The sequence below is a fragment of the Streptomyces lichenis genome, assembly GCF_023218175.1.
In the GTDB taxonomy this organism is placed as follows: Bacteria; Actinomycetota; Actinomycetes; order Streptomycetales; family Streptomycetaceae; genus Streptomyces; species Streptomyces lichenis.
This window is the reverse complement of the sequence record NZ_JALPTH010000030.1, coordinates 42,887-57,410: the sequence shown is the minus strand read 5'-3', so window position 1 is coordinate 57,410 and position 14,524 is coordinate 42,887. Positions and strand designations below refer to the sequence as shown.

General features: G+C 73.0%; 13 protein-coding genes. 3 read left to right on the top strand and 10 right to left on the bottom strand.

Going from position 1 to position 14,524, the window contains the following annotated elements:
- Positions 1-127 precede the first annotated feature (127 nt).
- The 3 genes from M1O15_RS25750 to M1O15_RS25740 are packed head-to-tail and all read right to left on the bottom strand — an operon-like array spanning position 128 to position 2,971.
- Complete coding sequence (locus M1O15_RS25750; protein ID WP_248636561.1) at positions 128-1,327, bottom strand: dipeptidase; 1,200 nt, start codon at positions 1,325-1,327, stop codon at positions 128-130.
- Positions 1,324-1,821, bottom strand: a complete 498-nt coding sequence (gene purE / locus M1O15_RS25745) for a 5-(carboxyamino)imidazole ribonucleotide mutase (RefSeq protein ID WP_248636595.1) — start codon at positions 1,819-1,821, stop codon at positions 1,324-1,326. Before purE ends, M1O15_RS25750 begins: the two co-directional genes overlap by 4 nt.
- 19 nt (positions 1,822-1,840) lie before the next feature.
- Positions 1,841-2,971 (bottom strand): 5-(carboxyamino)imidazole ribonucleotide synthase, encoded by a 1,131-nt coding sequence (locus M1O15_RS25740; RefSeq protein WP_248636594.1) that lies wholly within the window; start codon positions 2,969-2,971, stop codon positions 1,841-1,843.
- Between the two features lie 258 nt (positions 2,972-3,229).
- On the opposite strand from M1O15_RS25740, the gene M1O15_RS25735 reads away from it, so the two are divergent.
- Positions 3,230-3,778, top strand: coding sequence for a GtrA family protein (locus tag M1O15_RS25735; RefSeq protein ID WP_248636560.1), 549 nt, complete (start codon positions 3,230-3,232; stop codon positions 3,776-3,778).
- Between the two features lie 16 nt (positions 3,779-3,794).
- Here M1O15_RS25735 and M1O15_RS25730 read toward each other — a convergent pair whose 3' ends face one another.
- On the bottom strand, positions 3,795-5,093 hold the full coding sequence (locus M1O15_RS25730; protein ID WP_248636559.1) for a sensor histidine kinase: 1,299 nt from the start codon (positions 5,091-5,093) through the stop codon (positions 3,795-3,797).
- Positions 5,094-5,140: 47 nt separating this feature from the next.
- The gene (locus M1O15_RS25725; RefSeq protein ID WP_248636558.1) at positions 5,141-5,818 is read right to left on the bottom strand and encodes a response regulator transcription factor; all 678 of its coding nucleotides are present in this window, start codon (positions 5,816-5,818) and stop codon (positions 5,141-5,143) included.
- A gap of 529 nt (positions 5,819-6,347) precedes the next feature.
- Here M1O15_RS25725 and M1O15_RS25720 point away from each other — a divergent pair.
- Positions 6,348-7,847 carry a peptide MFS transporter gene (locus M1O15_RS25720; RefSeq protein WP_248636557.1) on the top strand — a complete coding sequence of 500 codons (1,500 nt, stop codon included), beginning with the start codon at positions 6,348-6,350 and terminating at the stop codon, positions 7,845-7,847.
- A 436-nt stretch (positions 7,848-8,283) separates the two neighbouring features.
- On the opposite strand, the gene M1O15_RS25715 is transcribed toward M1O15_RS25720, so the two are convergent.
- Positions 8,284-8,853: an ATP-binding protein gene (locus M1O15_RS25715; RefSeq protein WP_248636556.1), complete on the bottom strand. Its 570-nt coding sequence runs from the start codon at positions 8,851-8,853 to the stop codon at positions 8,284-8,286.
- Between the two features lie 177 nt (positions 8,854-9,030).
- The gene (locus M1O15_RS25710) at positions 9,031-9,399 is read right to left on the bottom strand and encodes an STAS domain-containing protein (RefSeq protein ID WP_248636555.1); all 369 of its coding nucleotides are present in this window, start codon (positions 9,397-9,399) and stop codon (positions 9,031-9,033) included.
- Between the two features lie 229 nt (positions 9,400-9,628).
- Between M1O15_RS25710 and M1O15_RS25705 the strand changes: the two genes are divergently transcribed.
- Positions 9,629-10,570 carry an RNA polymerase sigma factor SigF gene (locus M1O15_RS25705; protein WP_248636554.1) on the top strand — a complete coding sequence of 314 codons (942 nt, stop codon included), beginning with the start codon at positions 9,629-9,631 and terminating at the stop codon, positions 10,568-10,570.
- A gap of 132 nt (positions 10,571-10,702) precedes the next feature.
- Here M1O15_RS25705 and hutI read toward each other — a convergent pair whose 3' ends face one another.
- Genes hutI through M1O15_RS25690 form a run of 3 tightly spaced genes read right to left on the bottom strand, consistent with a single transcriptional unit; the run spans position 10,703 to position 14,510 of the window.
- Positions 10,703-11,953, bottom strand: a complete 1,251-nt coding sequence (gene hutI, locus M1O15_RS25700) for an imidazolonepropionase (protein ID WP_248636553.1) — start codon at positions 11,951-11,953, stop codon at positions 10,703-10,705.
- A 38-nt stretch (positions 11,954-11,991) separates the two neighbouring features.
- Positions 11,992-13,329: a formimidoylglutamate deiminase gene (locus M1O15_RS25695; protein ID WP_248636593.1), complete on the bottom strand. Its 1,338-nt coding sequence runs from the start codon at positions 13,327-13,329 to the stop codon at positions 11,992-11,994.
- Positions 13,320-14,510, bottom strand: coding sequence for an allantoate amidohydrolase (locus M1O15_RS25690; RefSeq protein WP_248636592.1), 1,191 nt, complete (start codon positions 14,508-14,510; stop codon positions 13,320-13,322). Before M1O15_RS25690 ends, M1O15_RS25695 begins: the two co-directional genes overlap by 10 nt.
- Between the last annotated feature and the right edge of the window lie 14 nt (positions 14,511-14,524).

The window sequence follows — 14,524 nt, the reverse complement described above, 5'->3', positions numbered from 1 at the left end:
GGGCAGCGCGCTCCGGACGGCACGCCCTGCCCACCACGGTGGCACGGAGCGGATGCGACGGCGCGGCGGTGTCCGCCGGATGGGGGACACCGCCGCGTACGGGCCGTTCGTCCTGCCTTCGGGCGGGTCAGCCGTCCAGGGAGGCGAGGGTGGCGGTGGACGGGGGCCGGGTCGAGGCGCGGGCCACGGACTCGGCGTCGCGGAGCACCCGGACCGCGTTCTGCCAGGTCAGCATGGCGATGTCGGTACGCGACCAGCGGCGGTCGAGCAGTTCGGCGATGAGGTTCGGATAGCCGGCCACGTCCGCCAGGTCGGACGGGGTGAACGCGGTGCCGTCGAAGTCGCCGCCGATGCCGATGTGCGCGATGCCGGCCGCCTCGCGCATGTGGTCCAGGTGGTCCGCGACGGTGGCCGCGGTGGCGGTGGGGCGCGGTTCGGCCGCCTCGAAGGCCGCGTGCACGGCCATCGCCCGGGCGCTGGTGTCCAGGTGGTGCAGGCCGTGGGCGCGCATGTTCTCGTCGGCGCGCCGGGTCCACTCCACCGCCGCCGGCAGGACGAACTTGGGCACGAAGGTGGCCATGGCGACGCCGCCGTTGGCCGGCAGCCGCTCCAGGATGCCGTCGGGGATGTTGCGGGGGTGGTCGCAGACCGCCCGGGCCGAGGAGTGCGAGAAGATCACCGGCGCCTCGGAGGTGTCCAGGGCGTCCCGCATGGTGGTGGCCGCCACATGGGAGAGGTCCACCAGCATCCCGAGCCGGTTCATCTCCCGTACGACCTCGCGGCCGAAGGCGGAGAGCCCGCCCACGCCCGGCTCGTCGGTCGCCGAGTCGGCCCAGGGGATGTTGTCGTTGTGGGTGAGCGTCATATAGCGGACGCCGAGGGTGTGGAGGGCGCGGAGGGTGGCGAGGGAGCTGTTGATGGAGTGGCCGCCCTCGGCCCCCTTGAGGGAGGCGATCCGCCCGGCCGCGCGGGCGGCCTCCATGTCGTCGGCGGTGAGCGCCGGGGCCAGCTCGGCCGGGTGGCGGGCCAGCAGCCGGTCCACGCAGTCGATCTGCTCCAGGGTGGCGCTGACCGCGTCGTCCCCGGCCATGTCGCTGCGGACGTAGACGGACCAGAACTGGGCGCCGACCCCGCCGGAGCGCAGCCGCGGCAGATCGGTGTGCAGCCGGCCGGTCTGGTCGGCGGCCACGTCCAGCCGGTCGAGGTCGTAGCCGGCGTGCTCGCGCAGCGCCCAGGGCAGGTCGTTGTGCCCGTCGACCACCGGGAAGTCGGCCAGCAGGGCGCGGGCCTCGGCGAGTGATCCCCGCACCTCGGGCACCGGGCTCACCGGGCGAAGCCGAACGACGTGGAGCCCTCGACCTTCGCCCGCAGCCGCTTGCCCTTCTCGGTGGCCTGCTCGTTCAGCTCGCGCTGGAAGTCCTCCATACGGGAGCGCAGCTCGGGGTCGGCGGTGGCGAGGACACGGGCGGCCAGCAGGCCCGCGTTGCGGGCGCCGCCGACCGAGACGGTGGCCACCGGCACCCCGGCCGGCATCTGCACGATGGAGAGCAGGGAGTCCATGCCGTCCAGGTACTTCAGCGGTACGGGGACGCCGATGACCGGGAGCGGGGTGACCGAGGCGAGCATCCCGGGCAGGTGCGCGGCCCCGCCGGCGCCCGCCACGATCGCCTTCAGCCCGCGACCGGCCGCCCGCTCCCCGTAGGAGACCATCTCGCGCGGCATCCGGTGCGCGGAGACCACGTCCACCTCGTACGGGACCTCGAACTCGTCCAGCGCCTGCGCGGCGGCCTCCATCACGGGCCAGTCCGAGTCCGAGCCCATCACGATGCCGACCAGTGGGTTACTCAACGATCGTTCCTCGCAGATAGCCGGCGGCGTGGCGGGCGCGCTCCAGCACCTCGCCGAGTTCGTCGCCGTAGGTGTTGACATGGCCCACCTTGCGGCCGGGCTTCACGTCCTTGCCGTACATGTGGATCGTCAGCTGGGGGTCGCGGGCCATGCAGTGCAGATAGCCCTGGTACATGTCCGGGTAGTCGCCGCCGAGGACGTTGACCATGACCGTCCAGGGGGCGCGCGGGCGCGGGTCGCCGAGCGGCAGGTCCAGCACGGCCCGCACATGGTTGGCGAACTGCGAGGTGACCGCGCCGTCCTGGGTCCAGTGGCCCGAGTTGTGCGGGCGCATGGCCAGCTCGTTGACGAGGATCCGGCCGTCCCGGGTCTCGAACAGCTCGACCGCCAGGTGCCCGGTCACGCCCAGCTCGCGGGCGATCCGCAGGGCCAGCTCCTGGGCGGCGCCGGACAGCTCCTCGGAGAGCTCGGGGGCGGGCGCGATCACCGTGTCGCAGACGCCGTCCACCTGCCGGGACTCCACCACCGGATACGCCACGGCCTGGCCGTGCGGGGAGCGGACGACGTTCGCCGCCAGCTCGCGGGTGAAGTCCACCATCTCCTCGGCGAGCACCGGGACGCCCGCCAGGAACGGGTCGCGGGCCTCCGCCTCGGAGCGGACGAACCACACGCCCTTGCCGTCGTACCCGCCGCGCACCGTCTTCAGGATGACCGGGAAGCCGTCCCCCTCGCCGCCGCCCTCGGCCGCGAAGGCGGCCACGTCGGCGGGGTCGGTCACGATGCGGTGGCGCGGGCAGGGCACGCCGATCTCGGTGAGCCTGGCCCGCATCACGCCCTTGTCCTGGGCGTGCACCAAGGCGTCGGGCCCCGGGCGGACGGGGATGCCGTCCGCTTCCAGGGCCCGCAGGTGCTCGGTGGGCACATGCTCGTGGTCGAAGGTGATCACATCGCAGCCGCGGGCGAACTCACGGAGCGTGTCCAGGTCGCGGTAGTCGCCGATGACGACATCGCCGACGACCTGGGCCGCGGAATCCTGCGGAGTGTCACTGAGGATCTTGAATCTGATGCCGAGGGGGATGCCCGCCTCGTGGGTCATACGGGCGAGCTGGCCGCCGCCGACCATGCCGACTACCGGGAACGTCACCCTTCCAGGGTATCCGGCCGCTCGGACAGCCCCCGGCCCGGCCGGGACCACGGGCAGTACGGAGGCCGTCCCGCTCCGCCCGGGCGCCCCGTTCGGCCGATGGTTAGCATGGCCCGTGCGCAGTACGCGAGGCGCGTACGGGTGCGCATACGGGCCAGGGGGCCGCCCGACCGACCAGGTGGACCAGATGGACCATGGACCACGGACCACACCGGACGACAGGACCGAGAGATCACCATGAGTGAACGGGGCGCCCTCCGGGTGCGGCTGGACCGGCTCCTCCGCGAGATCGCGAAGTTCGGTCTCGTCGGCGGGGTCGGGCTGCTGGTCAACATGGCGGCCTTCAACCTGGTCCGGCACACCACCGAGTTGCCGGTGGTCCGGGCCAGCATCCTCGCCACGGTCATCGCCATCGTCTGCAACTACGTGGGCTTCCGCTACTTCGCGTACCGGGACCGCGACAAGTCCGGGCGCACCCGCGAGCTGACCCTCTTCCTGCTGTTCAGCCTGGCCGGGCTGGTGATCGAGAACGGGGTGCTGTACGCGGCGACCTACGGCTTCGGCTGGGACACCCCGCTGCAGTCCAACGTCTTCAAGTTCTCCGGCATCGCGGTGGCCACGCTCTTCCGCTTCTGGTCCTACCGGACCTGGGTCTTCCGTGCGCTGCCCCCGGACCCGGACGACGAGGCCGTGCAGACCGCGGAGGCGATCCTGGAGCGGGCAGAGGCCCTGGAGGGCGAGCCGAGCCGGGAGCGGGAGCGGGCCGCCGCGCCCCGGCACCGCTGACGTTCCCCGGGTGGTCTCAGCGGACCGTCGGCGGAGGCTCCTCGCGGGGCCCGACCGGCTCCCGGTCCTGGCCGCCGACCTCGCGGCTGAGGAAGAGCGCGAACACCGCCGGCTGGGGCTGGAGCAGCTCCAGCCGGCCGCCGTCGGCCTCGGCGAGGTCCCGGGCGACGGCGAGCCCGATGCCGGTGGAGTTGCGGCCGCTGATCGCCCGCTCGAAGATCCGCGCGCCGAGGTCGGGCGGCACGCCCTGGCCCTCGTCGGCGACCTCCACCACCACCTGGTTGCCGGTGACCCGGGTGCGCAGGGCCACCGTGCCGCCGCCGTGCATCAGCGAGTTCTCGATCAGCGCGGCCAGCACCTGGGCGACCGCCCCGGGGGTGCCGACCGCGCGGATGCCGGTCTTGCCGGAGGCGACCACGGCCCGGCCGGCGCTGCGGTAGGCGGGCCGCCACTCCTCGGTCTGCTGCTTGACGACCTCGTCCAGGTCGAAGGCGACCGCCGAGCCGGTGCGGGGGTCGCGCGAGTTGGTCAGCAGCCGCTCCACCACGTCGGTCAGCCGCTCCACCTGGGTGAGCGCGGCGTGCGCCTCCTCCCGGACGGTGTCCAGGTCGCCGGTGTCGGAGATCTCCTCCAGCCGCATGGACAGCGCGGTCAGCGGGGTGCGCAGCTGGTGGGAGGCGTCCGCGGCGAGCCGGCGCTCGGCGGTGAGCATCCGGGCGATCCGCTCGGCGGAGGCGTCCAGCACGTCCGCGACCCGGTCCAGCTCGGGCACCCCGTACCGCTTGTGGCGAGGGCGCGGGTCGCCGGAGCCGAGGCGTTCCGCGGTCTCGGCGAGGTCGGTGAGCGGGGAGCCGAGCCGGTTGGCCTGGCGTACCGCGAGCAGGATGGCCGCCACCACGGCGAGCAGCGCGACCGCGCCGATGATCAGCAGCGAGCGGCCCACCTCGCGGGTGATGGAGGAGCGGGACTCCTCGACGGTGACGGTGACCTGGCGGTCGCCGCGTCCGCCGTGCGCCTCGCCCCGGATGACGCTGCCGCCCGGGCGGGAGCCGATCTCGATGGAGGGGCGGCCGGTGATGTCGATCGAGGCGTACCGGCGGGCGCCGCTCTGCCGGGCCAGGATGTCCGGGTTGACCGGCTCGCCGCCGATCAGCCGGCTGTCCACGATGCTGACCAGCCGTACCGCCTCGGTGTCCACGCTCTCCTGGGCGCTGGCGCTGATGGTGCGGGTCTCCACGAGGACGAGGGAGAGGCCGAAGACCGCGATGACGACGAGGACGACGGCGAGGGTGGAGGTGATGAGTCGGCGGCGCACGGCCCCTGCCTAGCTGTTGTCCGGGTTCTCGGGCGTCCGCGCCGGGGTCAGTTCTTCTCGAAGCGGAAGCCGACGCCGCGCACGGTGGCGATGTAGCGGGGGTTGGCGGCGTCGTCGCCGAGCTTCTTGCGCAGCCAGGAGATGTGCATGTCCAGGGTCTTGGTGGAGGACCACCAGGTGGTGTCCCACACCTCGCGCATCAGCTGGTCGCGGGTGACGACCCGGCCGGCGTCCCGGACCAGGACCCGCAGCAGGTCGAACTCCTTGGCGGTGAGCTGGAGTTCCTCCTCGCCCATCCAGGCCCGGTGCGACTCCACGTCGATCCGCACCCCGTGCGGGGCGGGCGCGGGGGCCGGTTCGCCGGCGCCGCGCCGCAGCAGGGCCCGGACCCGGGCGAGCAGTTCGGCGAGGCGGAACGGCTTGGTGACGTAGTCGTCGGCGCCGGCGTCCAGCCCGACCACGGTGTCCACCTCGTCGGCGCGGGCGGTGAGCACCAGGATCGGCACGGTCAGCCCGTCGGAGCGGAGCCGGCGGGCGACCTCCAGGCCGTCCATGCCGGGCAGCCCGAGGTCGAGCACGACCAGGTCCACACCGCCCTGGAGTCCGGTCTCCAGCGCGCTCGGCCCGTTCTCGCGCACCTCGACCTCGTATCCCTCCCGCCGCAGGGCGCGGGCCAGCGGTTCCGAGATGGATGCGTCGTCCTCGGCGAGCAGTACACGGGTCATGGGGTGATGGTAGTCGGCGCGGCGGGACGGCCGCCCCGGCATCGGCGCATGATCATCACGCCACTTTCCCACTCCGTGAGCACCCTGTGAACATGGGCGGCCATTCTGCGTAACACCTTCGAATGATCGACTATGGTTCCCTTCAAACCTGTGATCCATCTCTCAAGTCCTTCCATATGGCGCACTGTCGTGTCGTATGGTGTCGAGACGATCGATGTACCACTCAGGGACCTTTGGCCGGATTGAGCCGCCAACGGCCCCTATCCACCCCGGGCCGGCCGTGCCAGCCTGAGGGTGAACGACCTACCGGCCGGGCTCCGGGTGCCAGACGGCACCCGGGGTGTGGATCCCGGTGCGGCCGCGCTCCTCTCCCGCCTCCGCCTCCGCGCGGGGGCGCGCCCCTGCCCGGGTGGTCCCGGGCCCGGGGGTTGCGGGAGGGGTGTACGACCGCTCCGGTGCCGGCCACCCCCCCACCGGGCGCGCACCGGCTCACGAAGCGCGGACGCGTCCCGAGCGAACAAGGATCGACATGGCGTCCAGCCTGACGAAGGACTCGGCCGGTACCGCCGGCACCGAGAAGACCTTCCTCGGCCAGCCCCGGGGTCTGGCCAATCTCTTCATGACCGAGATGTGGGAGCGCTACAGCTTCTACGGCATGCGCGCGCTGCTCGTGCTGTACCTCGCCGCCGGGGTGAAGGAGGGCGGTCTCGCCTTCGACACGGCGACGGCCGTGGCCATCTACTCGGTCTACAACGCGATGGTCTACCTGCTCGCGCTGCCGGGCGGCTGGTTCGGCGACCGGGTCTGGGGCGCCCGCAAGACGGTGGCGGTCTCCGGCACCATCATCATGGTCGGCCACTTCCTGCTGGCCGTCCCCGCCACCGTGTCCTTCTTCATCGGCCTGGCGTTCATCGCGGCCGGCTCCGGTCTGCTGAAGGCCAACATCTCCACGATGGTCGGCCACCTGTACCGGGACAAGAACGACCCGCGCCGCGACGGCGGCTTCACGGTCTTCTACATGGGCATCAACCTCGGCGCCTTCCTCGCCCCGCTGACCATCGGCCTGGTGGGCCAGAAGGTCAACTGGCACCTCGGCTTCGCGATGGCCGGTGTCGGCATGGCGCTGGGCCTGGTCTTCTACTTCCTGGGCTTCGGCAACCTGGCCCCGGAGTCCAACCAGGTGCCCGCCCCGCTGACCCCCGCCGAGCGCACCGCGGTGATCCGCAAGGCGGCGATCTGGGCGGCCGTGGCCGCGGTGGCGTACGCGGTGGTCGGCCTGACCGGCTCGCTCAGCATCGACTGGGTGCTGTGGCCGCTCACCATCCTGGGCCTGGCGCTGCCGGCCTGGTACCTGTTCCGGATCAAGCGCGACCCCGAGCTGGCCCCGGTGGAGCGGTCCCGGATGTCGGCGTACGTCTGGTTCTTTGTCGCCGCCGCGGTGTTCTGGGGCATCTACGACCAGACCGGCTCCACGCTGAGCCTGTTCGCGGACAAGAACACCGACCTGTCGTTCCTCGGCTGGGACTTCCCGGCGAGCTACTTCCAGTCGCTGAACCCGCTCTACGTGATGGCGCTGGCCCCCCTCTTCGCCTGGGCGTGGGTGGCGCTGGCCCGCCGCTCCAAGGAGCCGAGCACCCTGGTGAAGTTCACCATGGGGCTGGTCCTGGTCGGCCTGTCCTTCTTCGTGATGATGCTGGCGCAGGCCGCGGCCGCGGGCGGCGTGAAGGTCACCCCGCTGTGGCTGGCCGCCGTCTACCTGCTGCAGACCGTCGGCGAGCTGACGCTCTCCCCGGTGGGCCTGTCGCTGACGACGAAGCTGGCGCCGGAGAAGTACGCCTCCCAGATGATGGGCGTGTGGTTCCTCGCGGTCACCGCGGGCGACTCGGTCATCGCGCTGCTCCAGCTGATGGGCGCGCCGACCGACACCGAGTGGTGGTTCGCCAGCCAGGGCGCGCTGGCCGTGCTGGCCGGTGTCGCGATCTACATGTTCCGCAAGAAGGTCCAGCCCCTCATGGGCGGCGTGCACTAATCCGCCACCCCACCGGGCACGCCCCCCGGGCCCCTCGTACCGCCACCACGCGGGCACGGGGGGCCCGCGGCGTTTCCGGGGGCTGTTTCCCGGGGGCTGTTTTCCGGGGCGTTTCCCGAGGTTCCTAGGGGCGTCCGGGGGGTTCCTAGGGGCGTTTCCCAAGGTTCGTAGGGGGCTGTTTCCCGAGCGTTTCCTAGGGGCGTTTCCCGGGGGTACGACGGTGCGGCCGACCGGCTATGGGCGCGAACCGGCCAAGGGCGTGCGCAGGGCGCGAGGGGCAGCGATAAGGGCTACGCAGGAGTGGGCGAAGAGACGCGACGCGGGGTACGACGGGGCGCGCGTGGGGTGCGCGCCGGAGCGCGGGAAGGGGTACGGCGCGGGTTGGGCAGGGGCGCGCATGGGGTGCGCCGGAGCGCGCATGGGGGTACGGCGCGGGTCAGGCGGGGGCGGCGAGCTCGGCCCAGACGGTCTTGCCGTCGGCGCCGGGGTCGCGGGCGACGCCCCAGTCCAGGCAGAGCCGCTGGACGATGAACATGCCGTGTCCGCCGGGGCGGCCGGCGCGGTGCGGGGTGCGGGGCTCGGGCTGGCCGGAGCCGCGGTCCTCGACCTCCAGGCGGAGCACCTTGGCGTCCAGCGAGACCCGCAGCTCCTCGGGGCCCTCGGCGTGCAGGCACGCGTTGGTGACCAGCTCGGAGACGACCAGCAGCACGTCCTCGGCGGCGGCCCGGCGGTCGGCGCCCTCGGCGGGCAGCCAGCCCCAGTCGTAGAGCGCCTGGCGGGTGAAGTCACGGGCCAGCGGCACGATGCCGCTGGCACTGCCCAGGGAAAGCCGCCGGAGCCGCCGTTCCCCCGCCGGCGACCCGGCCTCCGCGGCGCCTGCCATCTCGGACGTCCCCTCCGGCGCCGTGGGAGCGGCGGAGGCAGCGGGAGCGGTGGCGGCGCCGAGGGCGGAGCCCTCCGGCCCGGGGCCGATCCCGCTCGGCGGATGCTGCTGGGTGGTGCCCATCAGCGCTTCACCTCACCGATTCACCAAGTCGGGCCATTACTTCGTCTACGTCGTGCTCGTGTACTTCGTCACAGACAGTACGGATCCTCCGCGTGTACTCCGCAAGGATTCCCGTTGGGGTCTTCTGCCCGGACGCGTCCGGACGACACCCCTTTTCGCCCTCGGCGGGCCGCCGGGTCAGCCGTCGAGGGCCGCGGCCAGCGAGTCGTGCACGGTGAAGACCGCGTCCGCTCCGGTGATCTCGAACACCCGGGCCACCACGGGCTGCATCCCGGCGAGATGGACTCCGCCACCGGCCGCCTCGGCCTTCAGCCGGGCCGCGAGCAGCACGTTCAGCCCGGTGGAGTCGCAGAACGCCAGCTGCGAGCAGTCGATGACCAGGCGGGTGCGACCCCGCTCCACGGCGGCGTCCAGAGGCTCACGCAGCAGTTCTGCGGTGTGGTGGTCGAGCTCACCCGCCGGGGTCACCACCTCGCTGCGGCCCTCCGTGCGGACCCCGACCTTGAGCCGGCCCTGATTTGCGCTGCCGACCGTCCCGCGGTCCATGCCCGTCCCTCTTCGCCGATGCCGATGGGTCGGTAGAACATTACGCCCTACCAACCCCCCGCCGGTAGTCAGGGGGTTAGCCACATAGCGCGCATACTGGACATTTCACACTTGCGACGATCCACCTGGAACCGGTAGGGCTAGTAGGGACACAACCAACACGGCCGGCTTCGGAGGCGCCGCTCACCGCAGTACGTCTTTAGGCATCGGCGGCCTTATGCCGAGAACCATGGAGGAGACCATGTCACCCCGGCTCGACGAAACGCGTACCCCGAACGCGCCGTCGGCAACATCCCCCCACCGTCCGATCGACTCCGACCCGGTCGTGCCCGAGCAGGCCGAGGCTTACGAGGACGGCGCGGACCCCACCTCGGATCTCCCCGAGATCCCGCCGTACGACGAGGTCGACCCCCTTGACGCGAGGGCGCTCTCCAAGACCCTCTTCGCACGGCTGGACGCGCTGGAGGAGGGCACGTACGAGCACGCGTACGTGCGCAACACCCTGGTCGAGCTGAACCTCGCGCTCGTCAAGTTCGCCGCCTCCCGCTTCCGCTCCCGCAGCGAGCCGATGGAGGACATCGTCCAGGTCGGCACCATCGGCCTCATCAAGGCCATCGACCGCTTCGAGCTGAGTCGGGGGGTGGAGTTCCCCACTTTCGCGATGCCCACCATCGTCGGGGAGATCAAGCGGTTCTTCCGCGACACCTCCTGGTCGGTGCGGGTGCCGCGGCGGCTCCAGGAGCTCCGGCTGGACCTGGCCAGGGCCGGTGACGAGCTGGCCCAGCAGCTGGACCGCTCGCCGACCGTGGCGGAGCTGGCCGAGCGGCTCGGGCTCACCCGGGACGAGGTCGTCGAGGGCATGGCCGCCAGCAACGCGTACACCGCGAGCTCGCTGGACGCGCAGCCCGACGAGGACGACTCCGAGGGCGCGCTGGCGGACCGCCTCGGCTACGAGGACCACGGTCTGGAGGGCATCGAGTACATCGAGTCCCTCAAGCCGCTGATCGCCGCGCTGCCGGCCCGGGACCGCACGATCCTCTCGCTGCGCTTCACCGCCGGGCTGACCCAGTCCGAGATCGGCGAGGAGCTGAACATCTCGCAGATGCATGTCTCCCGGCTGCTCTCGCGCACCCTGGGCAAGCTCCGCAAGGGCCTGACCCTGGAGGAGTAGCCCTCCGGGCAGTGCTTCTGACGACCGCTGTGACAGGCGTCTCCGCCGATCGGCCCGTCCCCCGTGTACATGTACGGGAGGCGGGCCGATCGGCGGTTTGCGTACGACCTGGAGTGCGTACGACCGGCAGGGCTAGCGCACCCGCTCGCCGCGCTGCCAGACGGCGCTGACCAGGGGGACGCCGGGGCGGTAGGCCAGGTGGACGTGGGAGGGGGCGTCCAGCAGGGCGAGGTCGGCGCGGGCGCCGGGGGTGAGCCGGCCGACGTCGGTGCGGCGCAGCGCGCGGGCGCCGCCGGCGGTGGCGGACCAGAGGGCCTCGTCGGGGGTCATCCCCATGTCGCGCACGGCGAGCGCGACGCAGAAGGGCATGGCGGAGGTGAAGGAGGAGCCCGGGTTGCAGTCGGTGGACAGCGCGACGGTGGCGCCGGCGTCCAGCAGGCGGCGGGCGTCCGGCCACTCGGCGCGGGTGGAGAACTCGGCGCCGGGCAGCAGGGTGGCCACCGTCCGCGAGTGGGCGAGGGCGTCCACGTCGGCGTCGGTGAGGTGGGTGCAGTGGTCGGCGGAGGCCGCGTCCAGCTCGACGGCGAGCTGCACCCCGGGGCCGTGGGAGAGCTGGTTGGCGTGCACCCGGGGGTGCAGTCCGCGGGCCCGGCCGGCGGTGAGGATGGCGCGGGCCTGGTCGCCGTCGAAGGCGCCCCGCTCGCAGAAGACGTCGATCCAGCGGGCGTGCGGGGCGCAGGCGTCCAGCATCGGGCCGGTGACCAGCTCGACATAGCCGGCCGGGTCGTCGGCGTAGTCGGGGGAGACGACGTGGGCGCCGAGGAAGGTGGTCTCGTCGGTGTGGCGGGCGGCGATCCGCAGGGCGCGGGCCTCGTCCTCGACGGTCAGCCCGTAGCCGGACTTGGTCTCGAAGACGGTGGTGCCCTGGTGCAGGGCCTCGCGCAGATAGCGGACGACGTTGGCCTCCAGGGCCTCGTCGGTGGCGGCGCGGGTGGCGGCGACGGTGGTGCGGATGCCGCCGGCGGCGTAGGGCTGCCCGGACATCCGGGCGGAGAACTCGGCGGTGCGGTCCCCGGCGAAGACCAGGTGCGAGTGGGAGTCCACGAAGCCGGGGATGACGGCCCGGCCGGCGGCGTCGACCCGGTTGTCAGTGGCGGGTGCTTTGCTTGATTCACCGACCCAGGCGATGCGGTCGCCGTCGATGACGACGGCCGCGTCCTGGATCAGGCCGAGGGGGGACGAGTCACCGAGGGAGGGGTCGTTGGTGACCAGGTTGGCGATGTTGGTGATCACGGTGGCGGTGGCCGCGACGGCGCTGTTCGCCGTGGCGGGGGCGGAGCTCGCCGGGGCGCTGTTCGTGGTCTCGGGGCCGGTGCTGCTCATGGTGCGGAAGGTCTCCTCGGGCCTCGGTGCGGGGGGTCTCAGTGCAGGGCGGCGATGGCGTCCGACAGGGCCCGGGCCGCGTCCGGCACCTGCCGGTGGACTCCGTCCCGTACGACCTGCCGGCCGCCTACGACGGTATGGCGCACATCCGCCGCGGACCCGGCGAATACCGCCGTCTCCGCTGCCAGGCGCGGTGGCGGTCCCGCTGTCCTGACGGTGTCCAGGGCGATCACGGCGAAGTCCGCGAGCGCCCCGGGCTCCAGCCGGCCCGCCTCGGGCCAGCCGAGCGCGGCGTGCCCGTCGGTGGTGGCGGCGCGCAGCAGCGCGGCGGCGGTCCAGTGGCCGCGGGTGCGGGTGCGCAGCCGCTCGTCCAGCTCCATCGCCCGGGCCTCCTCCAGCAGGTCGATCACGGCGTGGCTGTCGCTGCCCAGGGAGAGCGGGGAGCCCGCCCGCTGGAGGGCGGTGGCGGGGCCGATGCCGTCGGCGAGGTCGCGTTCGGTGGTGGGGCACATACAGGTGCCGGTGGCCGAGGAGCCGAGGAGCCGGATGTCCTCGTCGGTGAGATGGGTGTTGTGGACGCCGGTGGTGCGCGGGCCGAGCACCCCGTGGTCGGCGAGCAGCCGGGTGGGGGTGCGGCCGTGGGCGGCCTGGCAGGCCGCGTTCTCGCCGGTCTGCTCGGAGAGGTGGACATGCAGCGGGGCCTGCCGCCGGGCGGCCCAGTCGGCGACGGTGGCGAGCTGCTCGGCGGGCACGGCCCGCACCGAGTGGATCGCCGCGCCGATCCGGACGCCCTCGCGGTCCTTCAGCCCGTCGGCGCGCTCGGCCCAGGCGTCGGCGGTGCCGTCGGAGAAGCGGAGCTGGTGGGTGGTGGGGCGTTCGCCGAAGCCGGCCGAGAGATAGGCGGTGTCGAGCAGGGTGATCCGGATCCCGGCCTCGCCGGCGGCGGCGATCAGCGCCTCGCCCATGGCGTTGGGGTCGGCGTAGGGGCGGCCGCCGGGCGCGTGGTGGAGATAGTGGAACTCCCCCACGCTCGTGATCCCGGCCAGCGCCATCTCGGTGTAGACGGCGCGGGCCAGGGCGAAGTAGGTGTCCGGGGTGAGCTGGGCGGCGACCTGGTACATCACCTCGCGCCAGGTCCAGAAGGTGCCGCTGCCGACCTGGACGGTGGAGCGCAGCGCCCGGTGGAAGGCGTGGCTGTGGGCGTTGGCGAGGCCGGGGATGGTCAGCCCGCGCAGCACCACGGCGCCGGGCGGCGGGGTGGGGGTGCCGGTGCGGACGGCGGTGATCCGCCCGCCGGTCACGTCGAGGGCGACGCCCGGTTCGACCACGGGGTCGAGCCAGGCGTGCTCCGCCCAGTAGGTGGTGGTCACCGGCAGGCCAGTCCTTCCAGTACGTCGGCCAGCGCGCGCACCCCGGCCTGGCAGTCGTCCTCACCGGCGTGCTCGGCCGGGGAGTGCGAGACCCCGGTGGGGTTGCGCACGAACAGCATGGCGGTGGGCACGGAGGCGGACAGGATGCCCGCGTCGTGTCCGGCGCCGGTGCCGAGGACGGGCAGCTCCCCGCCGAGGAGCTTCGCCAGCTCGTCGCGGAGCGCGTGGCCGAACTCCACGACCGGGGTGAAGGACTCGCGGACCACGGTGAGGTCCACGCCCTGGCGGTCGGCGGCCTCCCGGGCGGCGGCCTCCACGGCGGCGACCACGGTGTCCAGGGCGGACTGGTCGGCGGCGCGGGAGTCCAGCCAGCCGCGCACCAGGGAGGGGATGGCGTTGACGCCGTTGGGTTCGACGGCGACCTTGCCGAAGGTGGCGACGGCACCGGCGAGTTCGGCCTCCCGGCGGGCGGCGAGCACGGTCTCGGCGTACGGCAGCATCGGGTCGCGCCGGTCGGCGAGCCGGGTGGTGCCCGCGTGGTTGCCCTCACCGGCGAAGTCGTACCGCCAGCGGCCGTGCGGCCAGATGGCGGAGGCCAGGCCCACCGGGTGGCCGGTGAGGTCCAGGGCGCGCCCCTGCTCGACATGGAGCTCGACGAACGCGCCGATACGGGCGAGCCGTTCGGGGTCGGGGCCGATGGCGTCCGGGTCGTATCCGGCGTTCTCCATGGCCTGGGGCAGGCTCACCCCCTCGCCGTCGCGCAGCCTGTGCGCGGCCTCGCGGGTGAGCTGCCCGGCGGCCAGCCGGGAGCCGACGCAGGCCAGCCCGAAGCGGGCGCCCTCCTCGTCACCGAAGTTGGCGATGGCCAGCGGCCGGGTGAACCGCGCGCCCCGGTGCCGGAGTTCGTCCAGCGCGGCGAAGGAGGACACCACCCCGAGCGGCCCGTCGAAGGCGCCGCCGTCGGGGACGGAGTCCAGATGGGAGCCGGTGACCACGGCGTCCGAACCGAGGGGGTCGCCGAGCCAGGCCCACTGGTTGCCGTTGCGGTCGGTCTCATAGGTCAGCCCGCGCGCCTCGGCCTGCTCCTGGAACCAGGTACGGCAGTCGGCGTCGGCCCCGGTCCAGGCGTAGCGGCGGTAGCCGCCGGTGCCCGGGTGGCGGCCGATGGGGGCCAGCTCGGCCCACATCCGGGAGAAGCTGT

Excerpts from the sequence above, each read along its gene's own strand:
- M1O15_RS25710 (WP_248636555.1), bottom strand. The coding sequence starts at position 9,399 with ATGGACCGCGGGACGGTCGGCAGCGCAAATCAGGGCCGGCTCAAGGTC.
- hutI (WP_248636553.1), bottom strand. The coding sequence starts at position 11,953 with ATGAGCAGCACCGGCCCCGAGACCACGAACAGCGCCCCGGCGAGCTCC.
- M1O15_RS25705 (WP_248636554.1), top strand. The coding sequence starts at position 9,629 with ATGGAGGAGACCATGTCACCCCGGCTCGACGAAACGCGTACCCCGAAC.
- M1O15_RS25740 (WP_248636594.1), bottom strand. The coding sequence starts at position 2,971 with ATGGTCGGCGGCGGCCAGCTCGCCCGTATGACCCACGAGGCGGGCATC.
- M1O15_RS25725 (WP_248636558.1), bottom strand. The coding sequence starts at position 5,818 with ATGACCCGTGTACTGCTCGCCGAGGACGACGCATCCATCTCGGAACCG.
- M1O15_RS25720 (WP_248636557.1), top strand. The coding sequence starts at position 6,348 with ATGGCGTCCAGCCTGACGAAGGACTCGGCCGGTACCGCCGGCACCGAG.
- M1O15_RS25715 (WP_248636556.1), bottom strand. The coding sequence starts at position 8,853 with ATGGGCACCACCCAGCAGCATCCGCCGAGCGGGATCGGCCCCGGGCCG.
- M1O15_RS25690 (WP_248636592.1), bottom strand. The coding sequence starts at position 14,510 with ATGTGGGCCGAGCTGGCCCCCATCGGCCGCCACCCGGGCACCGGCGGC.
- M1O15_RS25735 (WP_248636560.1), top strand. The coding sequence starts at position 3,230 with ATGAGTGAACGGGGCGCCCTCCGGGTGCGGCTGGACCGGCTCCTCCGC.
- purE (WP_248636595.1), bottom strand. The coding sequence starts at position 1,821 with ATGGGCTCGGACTCGGACTGGCCCGTGATGGAGGCCGCCGCGCAGGCG.